General features: G+C 42.7%; 16 protein-coding genes and 1 other RNA gene. 6 read left to right on the top strand and 11 right to left on the bottom strand.

Features of this window, described 5'->3' with window-relative positions; translation table 11 throughout:
* Positions 1 to 6: 6 nt before the first annotated feature.
* A complete protein-coding gene (locus AB6D07_RS06200) occupies positions 7 to 582 on the bottom strand; it encodes a YecA family protein (RefSeq protein WP_004735367.1) in 576 nt (191 codons plus the stop codon).
* Positions 583 to 889: 307 nt separating this feature from the next.
* On the opposite strand from AB6D07_RS06200, the gene zapA reads away from it, so the two are divergent.
* The 5 genes from zapA to serA all read left to right on the top strand — a co-directional run bounded on the left by zapA (position 890) and on the right by serA (position 4,270).
* Positions 890 to 1,198 carry a cell division protein ZapA gene (gene zapA, locus AB6D07_RS06195; protein WP_004735366.1) on the top strand — a complete coding sequence of 103 codons (309 nt, stop codon included), beginning with the start codon at positions 890 to 892 and terminating at the stop codon, positions 1,196 to 1,198.
* A gap of 11 nt (positions 1,199 to 1,209) precedes the next feature.
* A non-coding RNA gene (gene ssrS, locus AB6D07_RS06190) (6S RNA) lies at positions 1,210 to 1,392 on the top strand.
* Positions 1,393 to 1,398: 6 nt separating this feature from the next.
* Positions 1,399 to 1,998: a 5-formyltetrahydrofolate cyclo-ligase gene (locus AB6D07_RS06185; protein WP_017103274.1), complete on the top strand. Its 600-nt coding sequence runs from the start codon at positions 1,399 to 1,401 to the stop codon at positions 1,996 to 1,998.
* Positions 1,999 to 2,122: 124 nt separating this feature from the next.
* Positions 2,123 to 2,779, top strand: a complete 657-nt coding sequence (gene rpiA, locus AB6D07_RS06180) for a ribose-5-phosphate isomerase RpiA (protein WP_009847664.1) — start codon at positions 2,123 to 2,125, stop codon at positions 2,777 to 2,779.
* 261 nt (positions 2,780 to 3,040) lie between these two features.
* Entirely contained in the window at positions 3,041 to 4,270 is a 1,230-nt protein-coding gene (serA, locus tag AB6D07_RS06175; RefSeq protein ID WP_017097288.1) for a phosphoglycerate dehydrogenase, read from the top strand.
* A 117-nt stretch (positions 4,271 to 4,387) separates the two neighbouring features.
* On the opposite strand, the gene AB6D07_RS06170 is transcribed toward serA, so the two are convergent.
* Positions 4,388 to 5,101, bottom strand: a complete 714-nt coding sequence (locus AB6D07_RS06170; RefSeq protein WP_009847667.1) for an oxidative stress defense protein — start codon at positions 5,099 to 5,101, stop codon at positions 4,388 to 4,390.
* Between the two features lie 110 nt (positions 5,102 to 5,211).
* Positions 5,212 to 6,108 carry a LysR family transcriptional regulator ArgP gene (locus AB6D07_RS06165; protein ID WP_029222969.1) on the bottom strand — a complete coding sequence of 299 codons (897 nt, stop codon included), beginning with the start codon at positions 6,106 to 6,108 and terminating at the stop codon, positions 5,212 to 5,214.
* 142 nt (positions 6,109 to 6,250) lie between these two features.
* On the opposite strand from AB6D07_RS06165, the gene AB6D07_RS06160 reads away from it, so the two are divergent.
* Positions 6,251 to 6,880, top strand: coding sequence for a LysE/ArgO family amino acid transporter (locus AB6D07_RS06160; protein ID WP_017103276.1), 630 nt, complete (start codon positions 6,251 to 6,253; stop codon positions 6,878 to 6,880).
* A 114-nt stretch (positions 6,881 to 6,994) separates the two neighbouring features.
* Here the strand turns inward: AB6D07_RS06160 and mscS are convergent, their stop codons facing one another.
* From mscS to AB6D07_RS06120, 8 genes are all read right to left on the bottom strand, one after another.
* Complete coding sequence (gene mscS, locus AB6D07_RS06155; RefSeq protein WP_009847670.1) at positions 6,995 to 7,861, bottom strand: small-conductance mechanosensitive channel MscS; 867 nt, start codon at positions 7,859 to 7,861, stop codon at positions 6,995 to 6,997.
* Positions 7,862 to 8,236: 375 nt separating this feature from the next.
* Positions 8,237 to 9,313, bottom strand: coding sequence for a class II fructose-bisphosphate aldolase (fbaA, locus tag AB6D07_RS06150; RefSeq protein ID WP_009847671.1), 1,077 nt, complete (start codon positions 9,311 to 9,313; stop codon positions 8,237 to 8,239).
* Between the two features lie 155 nt (positions 9,314 to 9,468).
* The gene (locus AB6D07_RS06145) at positions 9,469 to 10,632 is read right to left on the bottom strand and encodes a phosphoglycerate kinase (protein ID WP_009847672.1); all 1,164 of its coding nucleotides are present in this window, start codon (positions 10,630 to 10,632) and stop codon (positions 9,469 to 9,471) included.
* Positions 10,633 to 10,798: 166 nt separating this feature from the next.
* A complete protein-coding gene (epd, locus tag AB6D07_RS06140) occupies positions 10,799 to 11,848 on the bottom strand; it encodes an erythrose-4-phosphate dehydrogenase (protein WP_029222970.1) in 1,050 nt (349 codons plus the stop codon).
* A gap of 206 nt (positions 11,849 to 12,054) precedes the next feature.
* Entirely contained in the window at positions 12,055 to 13,578 is a 1,524-nt protein-coding gene (locus AB6D07_RS06135; protein ID WP_029222971.1) for a PTS transporter subunit EIIC, read from the bottom strand.
* 178 nt (positions 13,579 to 13,756) lie between these two features.
* The gene (locus AB6D07_RS06130; protein WP_017103278.1) at positions 13,757 to 15,001 is read right to left on the bottom strand and encodes an ABC transporter substrate-binding protein; all 1,245 of its coding nucleotides are present in this window, start codon (positions 14,999 to 15,001) and stop codon (positions 13,757 to 13,759) included.
* Positions 14,998 to 16,431 carry an ATP-binding protein gene (locus AB6D07_RS06125; protein ID WP_017100737.1) on the bottom strand — a complete coding sequence of 478 codons (1,434 nt, stop codon included), beginning with the start codon at positions 16,429 to 16,431 and terminating at the stop codon, positions 14,998 to 15,000. Before AB6D07_RS06125 ends, AB6D07_RS06130 begins: the two co-directional genes overlap by 4 nt.
* Complete coding sequence (locus tag AB6D07_RS06120; RefSeq protein ID WP_029222972.1) at positions 16,428 to 17,138, bottom strand: response regulator; 711 nt, start codon at positions 17,136 to 17,138, stop codon at positions 16,428 to 16,430. Before AB6D07_RS06120 ends, AB6D07_RS06125 begins: the two co-directional genes overlap by 4 nt.
* Positions 17,139 to 17,146 lie beyond the last annotated feature (8 nt).

Below are 17,146 nucleotides of genomic sequence, written 5' to 3'. Positions count from 1 at the left end.
AGCGGATTAATGAATGGTTGGAGCCGCATCTTCAGATGGGCGAGCACCGAATTCAGCATGAATCGTTAGTGCACACGCTTTTACGTGTTCAATAACGTGCTCTAGAAGCTGCGCTTGCTCTTCCATATCATCGTCTTCGTCAATGCCTAGCTTTGCCATCTCTTCAAGATCAGCTAATGCTTCTTTGGTACCGTCAGACGCTTTATTCAATTGAGCGCCAACCAATCCTAAACCAGAAATAAAGTGGTTAATCCAATCTGACACACCATCAGCCAAATCAAACAAGCTTGCGCTTGCGTCTTCATCAGGCAGCAACATAGACAGTTCCATGCCTGAACCTGTGATTTCGCTGGTCGTCACCTTTAATGTAGCTTCCGCTAACGTTAATGCGCGATCTGGCCACCCCATGCCTTCATTGGTGTAATCAAAGATAAGTGGTTGCCAGCTTTTATCTGCTAGGTTTAAGCCTCCGCTCAACATACCCGTTAATAAACCATGCATCTCAGCAGGGTTTACGGCTAGGCTTGCCGATTGAAGTTCAGTCGCAACCGTTAGGTAGTCAGGTAAAGTAGTTTCGCTCATCAGATAGCTCGCTCAGTTATTCTTTATATCGATAGTATAATCGTACCACTTCACCCCAATTCTGGTAAGCGTCGATCCTGAGCAATTGAAGGATGACTGACTACCAATTGTTCAATTTGCTGAATTACTGTGTGCTCAAGCTCTCATTTACAAACAGTCACTCTGAAAAGCTTGAATCTTAATAGCGGTTTACCTATAGTTTCTCCCTCAGAGGAGATTGCTTCCTCATCGGTACTTGCACTTTTTCTTTCTCAAAAAATGATAAAGAGCAACAGCCTTAAATAGTGCGTTAAAGAGTTCATCCATCATGAGTAATCAAGCGGTAGACGTTGAAATATTAGGAAAACTGACTCGAGTGAATTGTCCCCCAGGGCAAGAAGAGTCATTGATTGCAGCGGCGGCCGATCTTGATAATCGATTGAAAGAGATGGCTGAACGTACTAAGGTAACCAATGAAGTGAAGCTGCTAACGATCGCAGCTCTGAACATTTGCTATGAATTACAAACCAAGAAGTTTGAAGCAAATGATGAACAAAACGCACTGACCGAGCGAATGGAACAGCTCACGACATCACTTTCAGATGTCCTCAGTAAAGTTAAGCACGGACAGCAATAGCGTACACAAAATTTACCCTGGAGTGTTTGTCAGAGGATTCACGTCCCCGAGCCGATAAGCAATCCCTAAGGGTTAGTACTTGAGTGCTATTGAGCATGCTCGGTCCGCCGAGAAGCCTACGGTAATCATTGCTGATCCGCCTTGAACTCGCTGGTTCAAGGGCCATCTATTCTCAACGGCACTTTGGGGTATCCCTTCTTATGAAGACGCTCACACGCAGCGAATTTCGCAAACAGATCCGCATCAAACGTAACTCCCTATCTAGCGAACAACAAACTCAATCCGGTTTAGATTTAGTCCAGCAGTGTGCTCAGCTTAATGAAGTTCAGTCAGCTCAACATATTGCACTCTATATATCCATCGATGGCGAACTCGATACCCAGCCTTTAATTGAATGGTTATGGGCGCAAGGTAAGCAAACTTATTTACCAGTATTGCACCCCTTCTCGGCCGGACACCTGCTGTTTCTGCACTACTCGCCAAGTACACCGACGGTTTTGAATAAGTACGGAATCGTTGAACCTCAGCTCAATCAATTACTCGTCAAACCATGCCAACAACTCGATCTTATTCTCACACCATTGGTGGGCTTTGACTCTCAGGGGCATCGCTTAGGCATGGGCGGTGGATATTACGATCGCACCTTGGCTCGATGGTTCGAGACGGGCAATGGCGCAACACCTATTGGCCTTGCTCACGATTGCCAACATGTCGCTCGCTTACCAGTTGAAGGTTGGGACATTCCGTTACCTAAAATCGTGACTCCGAGTAAAACTTGGCAATGGGAAAACAACCATTAAAGCGCTATAATCGCGCCGCAAACGTTAACCTCGATATCCAAACGTTACCCCAATATCTAAACGTTAACTTCATCATTACGCAAACGATCAATTCAAAGCGCAAGACCTTATTCAGGAGAATGGCATGACTCAAGATGAAATGAAAAAAGCAGCGGGCTGGGCAGCACTTCAATATGTTGAAGAAGGCAGCATTGTAGGTGTAGGTACTGGCTCAACAGTAAATCACTTCATCGACGCACTTGGCACAATGAAAGACAAAATCAAGGGTGCGGTTTCAAGCTCTGTAGCCTCTACTGAAAAACTAGAAGCGCTAGAAATCAAAGTATTCGAATGCAACGACGTATTCAAGCTAGACATCTATGTTGATGGCGCTGACGAGATTAACGGTTCTCGCGATATGATCAAAGGCGGCGGCGCTGCTTTGACTCGTGAAAAAATCGTAGCAGCTATCTCTGATAAGTTTATTTGTATCGTTGATGGTACCAAAGCAGTTGATGTGTTGGGTAAATTCCCACTGCCTGTTGAAGTTATCCCAATGGCACGCTCATACGTTGCTCGTGAATTAGTAAAACTTGGTGGTGACCCAGTTTACCGCGAAGGCTGCACAACCGATAACGGCAACGTGATCCTAGATGTGTACGGCATGGCGATCGAAAACCCAAAACAGCTAGAAGATATCATCAATGGCATCGCTGGTGTGGTAACGGTTGGTCTGTTCGCTCACCGTGGTGCTGATGTAGTTATCACTGGCACGCCTGAAGGTGCAAAAATCGAAGAATAAATAATAGAAGATTGAGTTTTTCTGTTACTTCATTACAGACGGTGCCCTAGGGCGCCGTTTTTTTTGCTTTATTGCTGTAAAATTATGTCTTATTCCGTAATTTTCTTACCCAAAACATTTTTTTTTTGTTACTTTATTGTTCAGAAGACGCACAGGGAAAACGTTTGTCTCCTAACAAAGTGGTGAATTTGTTCCCCTTTCAGCCATTTTGTAGCACGTGCGCCGCATTTGCCCAACCTTTCCATTTTAAGGACGAGAACAATGGCCAAAGTTTCACTGGAAAAAGAAAAAATAAAAATTCTACTTCTAGAAGGTCTTCACCCTTCTTCTGTAGAAGTACTGCAAGCCGCTGGTTACACAAATATTGAGTACCACAAAGGCTCACTACCTGAAGATGAACTTCTTGAAGCAGTTAAAGATGCTCATTTCATTGGTATCCGTTCTCGCACCAACATCTCCCAAGAAGTTATTGATGCGGCTGAAAAGCTGGTTGCAGTCGGTTGTTTCTGTATTGGTACTAACCAAGTCAACCTTCAAGCAGCAGCAAAGCGCGGTATCCCTGTTTTCAATGCACCGTTCTCAAACACTCGAAGTGTTGCTGAACTCGTTCTAGGTCAGGTTCTATTACTGCTTCGCGGTATCCCAGAGAAAAATGCTCTTGCTCACCGTGGTATCTGGAAAAAGAGTGCAGACAACTCTTACGAAGCTCGTGGTAAGCGTTTAGGTATTATTGGCTACGGTCACATCGGTACTCAGCTGGGTATTATTGCTGAAAACCTTGGTATGCGTGTTTACTTTTACGATATCGAAAACAAGCTGTCTCTAGGTAATGCCACTCAAGTTCATACTATGACCGAGTTGCTGAATAAGTGTGACGTGATCTCTTTACACGTACCTGAAACCAATGAAACTAAAGACATGATGGGTAAAGAAGAGTTCGAGCGCATGAAGCCTGGCTCTATCTTTATCAATGCAGCTCGTGGCACGGTAGTTGACATCCCTGCTCTGTGTGGCGCTCTGGATTCTGGTCACCTGTCTGGTGCGGCTATTGATGTTTTCCCAACAGAACCAAAAACCAATGCAGACCCGTTTGAGTCTCCATTAATGCAGTTCGATAACGTGATTCTAACGCCTCATGTGGGTGGTTCAACTCAAGAAGCACAAGAGAACATCGGAGTTGAAGTTGCTGGTAAACTAGCGAAATACTCTGATAACGGCTCTACGCTATCAAGTGTTAACTTCCCAGAGGTATCACTGCCATTGCATACGGGCACATCTCGCTTGCTACACATTCACGAAAACCGCCCAGGTATCCTAACTCAGATCAACACCATCTTCGCTGAAGAAGGCATCAACATCGCGGGTCAGTACCTACAGACTGCGGCTGATATGGGTTATGTAGTTATCGATGTAGAAGCCGATCGCTCTGAAGAAGCACTGCTTAAACTGAAAGAGATCGAAGGCACAATCCGTGCTCGTCTTCTTCACTAATCATCGAGTTAGACCATAAGTAAAAACAGAAAGGCTCTCGCAATGAGAGCCTTTTTAGTATTTGGCCTATCGTAGGTAATTAGATCACCATGATCCAAAAGCCTCTATAGCGCTATCTTATTCTTCGATCTGATAGATCACATTGACACGATCACGAATGGTGATCGTTGAGTCTTCATAAGAGTTCGACTCTGTTCTCGCATCCATCGCCATTGAACGCATTAGCACAGGCTGAGAAGATTGTGCATTGTAATCAACACGCCAAACATCACCTAGCTCACGCTCAAAACCACTCGCTAATGATTTAGCTTTTGATGTCGCATCTTTGATCGCTTCTAAGCGTGCTTGCTCTTGATACTTAGCTTGGTCACGAACTTGCAGCTGGATGTTATCGATCTGGTTAATACCCTGTCCTATTGCAATATCCATGTACTCATTGAGATTAGCGAGTTCATTCACTTGAACGCTCACATTACGTGAAGCGCGGTAGCCAACCAATTCTGGTTTGCCATCTTTTGGATAATGGTACTGAGGAGATAGGTACAGATTAGAGCTGTGTACGCTCGCCTCATCTACGCCGGCTTGGTGCAGCTTATTTAGAAAGCCCGTTACCACTTTATCAACAGTACTTTTAGCCTGTTCAGCCGTCATCGTTGACTCTACCACTCTCACTGAGAATGTCGCCATATCTGGTGTCGCGATGACTTCACCATAACCTGTTGTTGAAATATGCGGAAAGGATGGAGAGTCAGCCAGTGATGGAAAGCTCACAGCACTCAACGCAGCAGTAAGAGTAAGAGACGTTGCTAACATCTTTGGTACAAACTTCATTAGGTAGACCTATGCTAAACAAATGTCCTTCCATCATAGAGTAATTTATCGTTTAGCCAATCCTGATTGTGCACATCTAACAGAACTTTGACGCTGAAAAAACCAACAACTTACTGAGGTAAATGATTGTGAGCAAAACTTAATATCGCTTGGGATACCTCTTTTAGCACCCCGCTCTCAAGCTGCCAATGGTGCCAATAGATGCGATAAGACAGCAGAAAGCCAGGGGTAATATCAATCAGAGCACCAGACTCTAGTTCCTCGATAATCTGCAATCGAGGAATCAAGCAATAGGCAACACCCGATAATGCCAAGCGCACAAATGCTTCTGAACTGCCGACCGTATGATTGATCACACTGTCTCTCGGTACGTTAAAATGGTCATGCAGAAACTTCTTATGCAGATCATCGTATTGATCATAAGAAACCGCAGGCGCTTTGCTTAAGGTGACGTAGTTTACGCCCTCTGAAAAGTAACGCTGATGAAAATCAGGGCTCGCCACACACACATAATCCATCCTACCGAGGTAGTCTGCACTGCATCCAGGAATCGCTTGAGGTTCCAAACTGATCGCACCGGCAACCTCACCGCTTTTTATTTTTTCAATGGTTCTAGACTCACCATGAATCGCGAGGTTCAACTCGACTTGACGAGACTTCATCACATTCGACAGTGCAGGTAACAACCATGTCGCCAAACTATCAGCGTTGGTGGCTATGGATATAGATAGTGGTTGAGTACCCTCTTCATTCATTAACTCGGGCACAAGCTCGTGCTCTAACAAGCGAACACGACAATACAAACCCAACAGCTTTTTTCCTGCTGGTGTAGGTCTTGGTGGGTTTTCTCTCACCAGCGCAGGCTGGGCTAACCACTTTTCTAGCTGTTTGATACGTTGGGACACCGCTGATTGGGAGATGTATAACTGCTCAGCGGCTCTCTCAAAGCTACGTTGTTTCACAACGGCATCCAGTGCTTCAATCCATTTATAATCCAATCCACGCATCAATTTGCTTCCTTTTTAAGCTAACTCAATACCACATTAGCAACTCTAATAATGGATTAAAATCATTAATTATACTTATTTAAAGGGTCGGAGTATCTTCGCCACATAGCACGTAAATATCGTTAATTAAGTGGAGGTTAAAATGAGTTTTTGGGTTTTATTACAAGGTTTTGGTCTAGGGGCAAGTATGATAATCCCGATAGGCGCACAAAATGCGTACGTCCTAAATCAAGGTATAAAACGCAATCATCATTTAACGACTGCAACGATTTGTAGCCTGCTCGATACCCTGTTTATCTCATTGGGTATTTTTGGTGGCGGAGCAATTCTGTCTCAAAATGAATTGCTGCTTACCTCTGTGACATTGGGCGGTATCGCTTTTCTAACGGTATATGGTTTGCTATCACTGCGCAGTGCATTCAAAACGCGCACCAGTGATGAATCAAAAGGTGAGGTATTGGCTCGTGGCAAGCGCACCGTTATTTTGGGTGCATTAGCTGTAACAGTATTAAACCCACACCTCTATTTGGATACCGTGGTGATTCTTGGATCTATTGGTGGGCAGTTTGAAGGCAACGACAGAATTGCGTTTGCGATGGGGACTATCTTAGCTTCATTCGTGTGGTTTTATTCCTTATCATTGGGCGCAGCAAAGCTAGGTCCAACGCTATCGAAACCTAAAGTTAAGAAAGGCATCGATATCGCGGTAGCAACCATGATGTTCGCTATTGCACTTGTGCTCGCCAATGGACTCATTGAACAATACGGGTAAACCTATTCTTCTTTAGTCATCAAACAAACTTTACTCATCCAACAAAAAAGGCGAATAACCTAAGTTATCCGCCTTTCCTTATAAAAGCTTATAGCTATAAAAACTAACTAGAAATTAAGCTTCAACTTTATTCATGTGTACATCCATTTGCGGGAATGGGATTTCGATACCTTCGTTATCCAAGCCTTCTTTGATTGCTTGCATAAGGTCGAAATAAACATTCCAGTAGTCAGCAGTACTAACCCATGGACGAACAACAAAATTAACTGAAGAATCAGCTAGCGTGTGAACACCTACTTGAACACCAGGATCTTTCAATACGCGCTCATCAGATTCACAGATCTTAGTCAGTAGCGCTTTTGTCTTCTGAAGATCAGCGTTGTAAGAAACACCAATCATTAGGTCAATACGGCGCGTCGCATGACGAGAATAGTTAGTGATTGGGCTACCGATAACGCTTCCGTTAGGTACTACAACCATTTTGTTGTCTGGTGTTGTTAAAACCGTTTGGAAGATCTGAATTGAATCAACTGAACCCGCTACACCACCAATTTCCACGTAGTCACCAGACTTGAATGGACGGAATGCAACGATAAGTACACCCGCTGCAAAGTTAGATAGTGAGCCTTGCAGCGCAAGACCAACGGCTAAACCAGCTGCACCAATAACAGCAACTACAGATGCAGTTTGAACGCCTAAACGACCAAGTGCAGCAATAAGAACAATAACAAACAATAAGTAACGAACTAAACCGTGGATAAACTCCACAACAGCTCGATCCATCTTCTTCTTCTCAAGAACCTTAGATACGCTATTCGCGACTGCTTTAACAATCAAGTTACCAATAAATAGAATTATCAGTGCAGAGATAATGTTTACACCGTATTGGATAAATAGATCTGAATTATTTGTTAACCACTGCTCGGCCTGAGATAAACCATCCACAATTGGAGTCTCAAGCGCTGTCGAACTATCAGCCATAATGTGCATCCTCTATATAATATGCTATGAGCTAAACTGTCTTAAGCCAACTTACTTTTACAATAATAAACAGTTTAACTCCTGTTAAGTCACTGTGTTAAAAGTAAATTAAAGCCAAGTCCTTTTTATAAACTGAACCAGGTCCAGTTTTTCGGCACGATATCCTATCTTTGACCGATTGCAAAGTCATATTTATGTAAGCTTTTGAATTAATAAAACTTACCAATAAACGCAAATACCGATAACTAAAAGACTACGAAATTTATTCACCGTAGGCTAGGTTTTTCACATATTTAATACAAGTTTTTATCAGACATAAAAAAACCCGCTCAATGAGCGGGTTTTTAAAACTTAAAGAGTACTTAATTCAAAGAATTATAGTACGTCTACAGCGTTAAGGTCAGCGAATGCTTTCTCAAGACGAGTAACCATTGAAGACTGAGCAGCACGTAGCCATACGCGTGGATCGTAGTACTTCTTGTTTGGCGCAGCTTCGCCAGTTGGGTTACCGATTTGACCTTGTAGGAAATCGAAGTTATCAGCAGAGTACTGACGGATACCATCCCAAGTTGCCCACTGTGTATCAGTATCGATGTTCATTTTGATAACACCGTAGCCGATAGACTCTTGGATTTCTGCTTCAGAAGAACCAGAACCACCGTGGAATACGAAGTTTAGAGCGTTAGGTGCAATACCGAACTTCTCTGCACAGTATGCTTGAGAGTCACGTAGGATAGTTGGAGTAAGTACAACGTTACCAGCTTGGTAAACACCGTGTACGTTACCGAAAGATGCAGCGATAGTGAAACGTGGGCTAACAGCCATTAGCTTCTCGTATGCGTATGCTACGTCTTCTGGAGAAGTGTAAAGCTCAGATGCGTCCATATCAGAGTTATCAACGCCGTCTTCTTCACCACCAGTACAACCAAGTTCGATCTCGATTGTCATGTCCATTTTCGCCATGCGAGCTAGGTAAGTAGCACATGTTTCGATGTTCTCTTCTAGAGACTCTTCAGAAAGGTCTAGCATGTGAGAAGAGAATAGAGGCTTACCAGTTTGTGCGAAGAACTCTTCACCAGCGTCTAGTAGACCGTCGATCCATGGTAGAAGTTTCTTAGCAGCGTGGTCAGTATGCAGGATAACTGGAACACCGTAAGACTCAGCGACAGCGTGTACGTATTTTGCACCAGCTACAGCACCAAGAACTTGTGCGCCTTGACCTTCAAGTTTAACGCCTTTACCTGCGAAGAATGCAGCGCCGCCGTTAGAGAACTGAACAACAACTGGAGACTTAACTTTAGCAGCCGCTTCTAGTACTGCGTTAATAGAGTCAGTACCAACAACGTTTACTGCAGGAAGAGCAAATTTGTTTTCTTTTGCTACTTCAAATACTTTCTGTACGTCATCGCCAGAAATTACACCAGGTTTTACAAAATCGAAGATCTTAGACATGGAAATAGTCCTATTTATTCTATTCGTTTTAAGATAAAAAACTTAAGTTTAAAAATTTGCAATCGTTTGCTCACAACTTCCGCTATTCTAGCAAATAAGTGTGATATGCAGCAAACGTTAAAAGGCGAGATTCGTATCTCGCCTTTCTAAATCAATTACGCTTTAGCACGCTCTTCAAGCATAGCTACTGCAGGAAGTACTTTGCCTTCAACAAACTCAAGGAAAGCACCGCCACCAGTAGAGATGTAAGAAACATCTGCTTTGATACCGAACTTGTCGATAGCCGCTAGCGTGTCACCACCGCCTGCTACTGAGAAACCTTCAGAGTCAGCGATTGCTTTAGAGATACCAGCAGTACCCGCTTCGAAGTTTTTGAATTCGAATACGCCTACAGGGCCGTTCCAAAGAATAGTTTTCGCGTTGCCGATGATTTCAGCTAGAGCTGCAGTTGAATCTGGACCAAGGTCGAAGATCATGTCGTCGTCTTGAACTTCAGAAACGTGCTTGATTTCAGCTTCTGCGTTTTCGTCGAATGCTTTAGCACATGCAACGTCAGTCGCTACTGGGATAGCACACTCTTTCATTAGCTTCTGAGCTGTTTCAACTAGGTCAGCTTCGTATAGAGACTTACCTACGTTATGGCCTTCAGCAGCGATGAACGTGTTCGCGATACCACCACCAACAACAAGTTGGTCAGCGATTTTAGAAAGAGATTCTAGAACGGTTAGTTTAGTAGAAACTTTAGAACCACCAACGATAGCCACTAGTGGGCGAGCTGGGTTGTCCATTGCTTTACCAAGAGCTTCAAGCTCAGCAGCTAGAAGAGGACCAGCACATGCTACAGGAGCGTAAGTACCAACGCCGTGTGTAGACGCTTGAGCACGGTGAGCTGTACCGAATGCATCCATTACGAAGATGTCACATAGTGCAGCGTATTGCTTAGAAAGAGCTTCTTCGTTCTTCTTCTCGCCTTTGTTAAAGCGAACGTTTTCAAGAACAGTTAGTTCACCAGCGTTTAGCTCAAGACCATTTACGTAATCTTTCGCTAGTTTAACGTCACAGTCTAGTGCGTCGTTTAGGTAGTTAACTACAGGAGCTAGAGAGAACTCTTCGTTGTACTCGCCTTCAGTAGGACGACCAAGGTGAGAAGTAACCATAACTTTTGCGCCAGCTTCTAGGCAAAGTTTGATAGTTGGTAGAGATGCTAGGATACGTGCATCTGAAGTTACTTTACCGTCTTTTACTGGTACGTTTAGGTCAGCACGGATGAATACGCGTTTACCTGCAAGTTCCAGGTCAGTCATCTTGATCACAGACATGATTTGTCCTCTCAAATTTAAATAAAAATAAAGTTTTGGAAACTCAGCAACCCTGCTAAGCCTATAAATTATTCAACTGGTAATGCTTTAACTGCTAATAATATGTGGACACTTAGTATTTATTTCAAGCTAAAAAATAAATAATCCACACATTTGCTTCTAGGTCTTACTTCTTGCCTTCTGAAGCTTGCATTGCAAGAACCGTATCCAGCATTCGGTTCGCAAAGCCCCATTCATTGTCACACCACACCAGCATTTTCACTAAGGTGCCATTGCTCACTCGAGTTTGTGAACCATCAACGATTGCGCTATGGGGATCGTGATTAAAGTCGATGGAAACGAGCGGCGCTTCAGTATAGTCAACTATATTGTGTAATGTACACTGGGAAGCATTAACAATGGTTTGATTTACGTCATTAACTTTCACATTTGTATTAATTGTGACACTTAAATCCATCGCAGTGACGTTTACCGTCGGCACACGCACAGATATCGCTTCGAACTTGTTAGAAAATTTCGGGAAGATTCTTTCAATACCTTTATGCAATTTGGTGTCGACAGGAATGATAGATTGGCTTGCTGCTCGAGTACGACGCAAGTCGCTATGGTATGCATCAATAACTTGCTGATCATTCATTGAAGAGTGAATGGTCGTAATGGTACCTGACTCAATACCAAAGGCATCATCAAGAACTTTAATGATAGGGACAATACAGTTAGTGGTGCATGAACCATTGGAAACGATTCGGTGGTCAGCTTCGATAGTATCGTGATTTACACCATAGATAATGGTGTTATCAAGGTCGTTAGCACCAGGGTGTGAAAACAGTACCTTTTTAGCTCCAGCAGCGATGTGCGCTAGGCCATCATCTCGGCAACCGTAAACACCGGTACAATCGAGAACAATATCGACTTCAAGATCACGCCAAGGCAACAGTTCAATATCAGCCAGATGCAAGATACGAATGGTATCAAACTCGCCTTTATCTTCAGCACCAATGCCATGATGAACATAAATGTGCTCTTGATCATTAGAGATTTTCTTGCCGAAGCGGCCGTGACTGGTGTCGTATTGCAATAGGTGAGCCATAGCGTCAGGTTGAGCAAGCTCATTGACCGCTACTACTTTGATTTGTTGGCTTTTGCCACTTTCATAGACAGCGCGCAATACATTGCGCCCTATTCGTCCAAATCCATTTATCGCGACTTTTAGCATAGTTCCGTACATCTAACCAAAATTTCGTGCAACAGATGATAACTGAATCCTACTCAAAGCGCATTAGTTGAATACTAAAGCTGTCATAACTTCAAAACTTTAAATATAAATAGACGCCACCAACCATAACGTTGATAGCGTTACTATTTATGTATAAGAGACAACAAGCTTGTTGCCATCAGCTTTATCGGAAGTAGCCCGTACTTTTAACTTGGGTTAGTTGATAGTGCACTTGGTGACTCACCAGTTCTTTCACTCATAAGATCAGCCACAAATTGAGCTCTTGAGCCCAAAATAATTTGCAGGCCACTTGAACCTACTTTTATGACCCCCATAGCACCTAGGTCTTTGATTCCTTGTTCATTCACAAGAGCCTGATCTTTAATCTGTAAACGCAATCTCGTAATACATGCTCCTATCGAAGTAATGTTAGCGGCACCACCAATCAAGATTGTGATTTCACTAGCTAAATCTTCATTGTCCAAAGTGATCGCCTTACTTTGAGTATCCTCACGTCCTACTGTTTTCAAATTGAACTTTCGAATAGCAAAACGGAAAACCGTGTAATAAATAGCGGCCATGGTTAGACCCCAAAGAATCACATTGATCCAGTTAGTTTTGAACCCATCCATCGCGGGAAGAACACCAAAAGACACGAAATCAATAATGCCGGCTGAGAAGGTTTTACCAATATGAACATCCAACGCATAAGTCACCGCGTAAGACACCCCTGCCATGATTGCAGAAAAAACATAAAGTAAAGGTGCGACAAAGATAAAAGCAAATTCAACGGGTTCTGTTATACCTGTAACAAACGAAGTAAGAGCAGCAGAGCCTAAAATACCTGCTGCAATTTTTTTATTTTTATCATTCGCTTCATGATACATAGCTAAACATGCAGCAGGGAAAGCAAACATGTAGATAGCAAAATTACCCGATAGGAATTTTCCTGCTTCTTGGTATTCACTGGTTGAGAACGTTTTTACTCCATCTTCAAGCATTTTAAACCAAATGGTATGATCGCCATTTACAATGGTCCCCGCGGCAGTTGTGTACTCACCGAAAGAAAACCAATAAGGGCTATAAAAAATATGATGGAGACCAACTGGAATTAAAGCTCGCTCCATAAATCCGTAGATGAAAGTTGATACGTACATGTTTCCGCCATTCGCCATATGCGATAGCGCGTCAATACCTGATTGAATATATGACCAAATATGGGGTAAAACTAAACCAATTAGGAATGCAGAAAACGCAGTCACAATCGGTACAAAGCGTTTACCGGCAAAGAAACCAAGGAAATCAGGCAGCTTAGTATCATAGAAACGTTGATACATAACGGCTGCGAGGATACCTGCAATGAGTCCGCCAAAGACACCTGTTTGCAATGAAGGAATACCCATCACCATTGCATAACGGCCACCTCCCATCGCCATCTCAGGTGTAATGCCGAGCGCCACCCCCATTGTCGCATTCATCACGACCATGGCGACAATCGCGGCTAAAGCGGCAATCCCTGACTCCTTAGTCAAACCAACCGCGGCTCCTACCGCAAACAGTAAGGCTAAGTTATCAAATATAACGCCACCAGCACGCATCATTAGGGGAATGTCGAGCTTAGCACCGAAGGCAAGTAATAACCCCGCTGCGGGTAATATAGATATGGGCAACATCAATGCTTTACCAATTAAGGAAAGCTTAGATAAGCCGCTTTTAAAACTATCTAGCATAATAAAGTCCTTTAATATCGTTAGAATACCAATGAACTTTATCAAGCTAATTGAATCTCAAGGTTACAAATAGCAAGTAGTTTGTAACCCGATTTTTACAATAGACCTAGGCTGAAAAATGTCGAAGGTACATAGTAATTTCTAGCTAGACATTTAAAGTCAAAAGAAGAACAAGAAACTAACGAAACACCTCATTATTAATAGCATGTAGGTGTCCAATAAGTGCTTCCGCTGAAATGGAAGAGTCCATAAAGTAGCGATATAACTCGTTGGATACCGCATTCTGAAGAACAGGGTTAACAGCCATTGAATCGGTCAAGCTTGGCATAGCTGTACCTTCAGAACTCGCATGAATGTAATCTTGATAAGATTGCTGTTGGCATCGTGATAATTCATTCACAGGTATATTTGCTTGAGCAGGTATTGAACCTTTCTTTTTACTGAAGTCTAAAAGAAATTGGGGAGAAGATAACGAGGTCATTACCGATACCATATTATGATCTTCACCCGTTACTTTTGTAAAAAATGCCAAGCTATCAACATTGTAGATAAAACCTTTTTCCGTAGAAGGGAACGCTCGACATTCTATGTAATCTGGAATTTCACCTTCTGCACTAAGAAACATCTCTCCCAGAGCCCAATCACCTGTAAATTGAAAGGCAAACTCCCCTTCAAGCAAAGATTTTGTCCCCTGATCCCAACTAATACTCGGTAAATCACTACCTACAATATTAGCCAGAGAGCGAAAGCGCTTAAGCGCCTCAAGTGTTTTATCGCTATTTAATGCGTCAGGGTCTAAATCCACAAATGCCTGTCGATAATAATTTGCTCCACCTACTCCGAATGCAATATTTTCAAAAACTTGCACAATTTGCCAAGAGTCTTCTCCCAAAGCCAAAGGATTAACCCCCTTACTTTTCAGCGTAGTTAATGCTAACAGTAACGAGTCCCACGTCTGAGGTGATGAAAGTTGATGCTGATTTAGTACCTTTTTATTTATCCACATCCAATTTAATCGATGGATATTCAAAGGTATGGCGACAAAATTCCCGTCATATTGGTGAATGGCTTTAATATCAGGATACAGCGACTGATCCCACCTCTGCGATTCTGCGACTTCATTGACATCATTTAAAAAACCTAACGCCGCCCATGACTGAATAGCCGGACCTTCCATAAGAGCAATATCAGGGGAATACCCGGCAATCGCTCTGGCTTGAAGAATCGCTTTGGCAGGTGCACCACCACCGCCACTGATTGGTTCACTTTTTAATGTATAAGGCAGAGATTCAAATTGCTTCTCGATGACCGACCACGCTTTTTCTTCTCCAGCAGCCGTCCACCAATGCAGCATTTCAACAGAGGGGGAAGAAAACGCGGGGTTCGTCGATAACAAAAGACTTAACAGTAACCATTTTTTCATAGGGCATTCACCAAAATAATGTCCACCTCAAGCCCACCTTCTGGTGAATTAGATAACTGAACGTCCCCACCGTGTGCCCTTGCGATACTACGAGCAATTGCTAGTCCCAAACCTGAACCTTCAATGCCTGTATCATTGTCTCTAAAGTAAGGTTCAAAGACTTTTTCTAACATATCTTCTTTGATTCCTTTTCCTGCATCACGCAGCACGATTTGAATAGAATCAGAGTGAGAAAACATACTGATGTCGACCGTATTTCCATATTTAACGCCATTATCAACTAAGTTGAATAAACAACGTTTGATTGCTAGTGGCTTGCCATAAAGCTCAATCCTTGGCAGATCTATCAGGCTTACGCATACTCCATTTTTGTTATGAACAGCCGCGCATTGTTCAAGGATATCGTTAATATCAATCCACTCTAACTCTTCGTGGATGTCATTCTCTCGCATATATTGCAAAGCCCCGTTCAACATCATATCGACTTCGTTCAATAGCTTTTCAAACCTTAACTTTGTTTGCTCATCATCCATCATTTCAGTTCGTAACTTTAAACAGGCTAATGGTGTTTTAATATCATGGGATATCGCATTAAAAAACATATCTCTATCCCGCAAATACGATTTGATTCGACGGTTCATTTTGTTGAAAGCATGAATAGCAGCTCTGGTTTCTGAGCTGCCTTCTTCTTTGATTTCTTCAATCTGCATTTGCGACCCCATAAGAGTGGCAGAGCGTGCTAAAGAACGAAAAGGACGAATTTCCTTCTGTAAGACAACATAAGAAACCCCCATAAGCATGAAGGTAACAATAAGGAGAAATATGACTTGTCTGCTATCAATGAAATTATCGGTCAGACTATCAAAAGACAGCGGTAGAACGGTGGCTAAATAAAGCCATTCATTATCTGAAAACTCCACCTGAATAACAGCAATTGGGAGATCCAGTTTTCCTAATACTAAACTGTAGTCTTTCCACAATGCAGGAAGTTCATGAAGCTTTATACCAGAGTTAAACACCCGTAAATCTTCTCGCTTAGTCAAAGTGACATGCACTTTGCGGGAGTCTCTAAGTTGCTGATTCAGAAGTTCAGACGCTTGTACTTCCATCTGAGGAACCAATGAGTAATCAGATAAAGAAGTAATAGGAAGTTTATGGTTATTTATGGATATGAAAAACCTTGTTCCTCCTATATTTCGTAGCTGTTCCAACACCAAGTGACGGTAATTAATGGGTAAGCCAGAGAAGTAATTAATAGTATCTGCTGCAGCTGATGATATAGCTGTCATGGCGTGGCTAGCTGACTCTTTTTTTGATGCTGATGTTGCCGTAAACCATACCGCACCTGCCAGTATTTCAGCCATGAGAATAACCGTGAACGTAGACAGGGTGATACGCGCAACCATTGACTGGTGTATGTTTTTTTTCAAAATTTAATACGATTGATATGTGAATCGATCACTAACATATAGCCGCGATGCCTTACCGTCATAATCGTGTTACGGTCATCGTCTCTTAATTGCTTCCTTAACCGGCTAATTTGTACATCAATGCCTCTTTCTAGTGGTTCCGCATCCCTCCCCCAAAGAGCTTGAGCAATATCATTTCTGCTTAATAATTGGTTGGGGGAATCCAACATGAGCGTAAGCAAGTTATAGTCAGCACTAGAAAGAGATACCACCTCTCCATCTTCATGTTTCAGTTGTCGTTTAAGAGTGTCAAAAGTCCAATCCATGAATTTCAGAGTCCGTTCACCTTGGCTATGGCTAAACGTGGAACGCCTCAATAAAGCTTTAATTCTGGCTAATAGCTCTCGCGGGTTAAATGACTTAGTAATATAGTCATCGGCTCCAATTTCTAATCCTGCGATTCGATCAGCATCGTCGGTTACTGCGGTGAGCATAATAATGGGAACTTGAGATTGAAGACGTAGTTTCTGGCACAAGGTCAAACCATCATCTCCAGGTAGCATGATGTCTAAAATAATGAGATCTGGAGTGACAGTTTCAAGCTTCTTCCACATCTCATTGCCTTCAAGAGCTGTGATAACCGTAAAGCTTGAACGTTCCAGATATTCACTAAGAGCATCAAGAATGTCCTGACTATCATCGACCACCAAGATTACTTTGTTTGTCATGCTAGACC

This window comes from Vibrio sp. 10N.239.312.C11 (assembly GCF_041466065.1).
GTDB classification, from domain to species: domain Bacteria; phylum Pseudomonadota; class Gammaproteobacteria; order Enterobacterales; family Vibrionaceae; genus Vibrio; species Vibrio tasmaniensis_A.
This window is presented reverse-complemented; position numbering and strand designations above follow the sequence as displayed.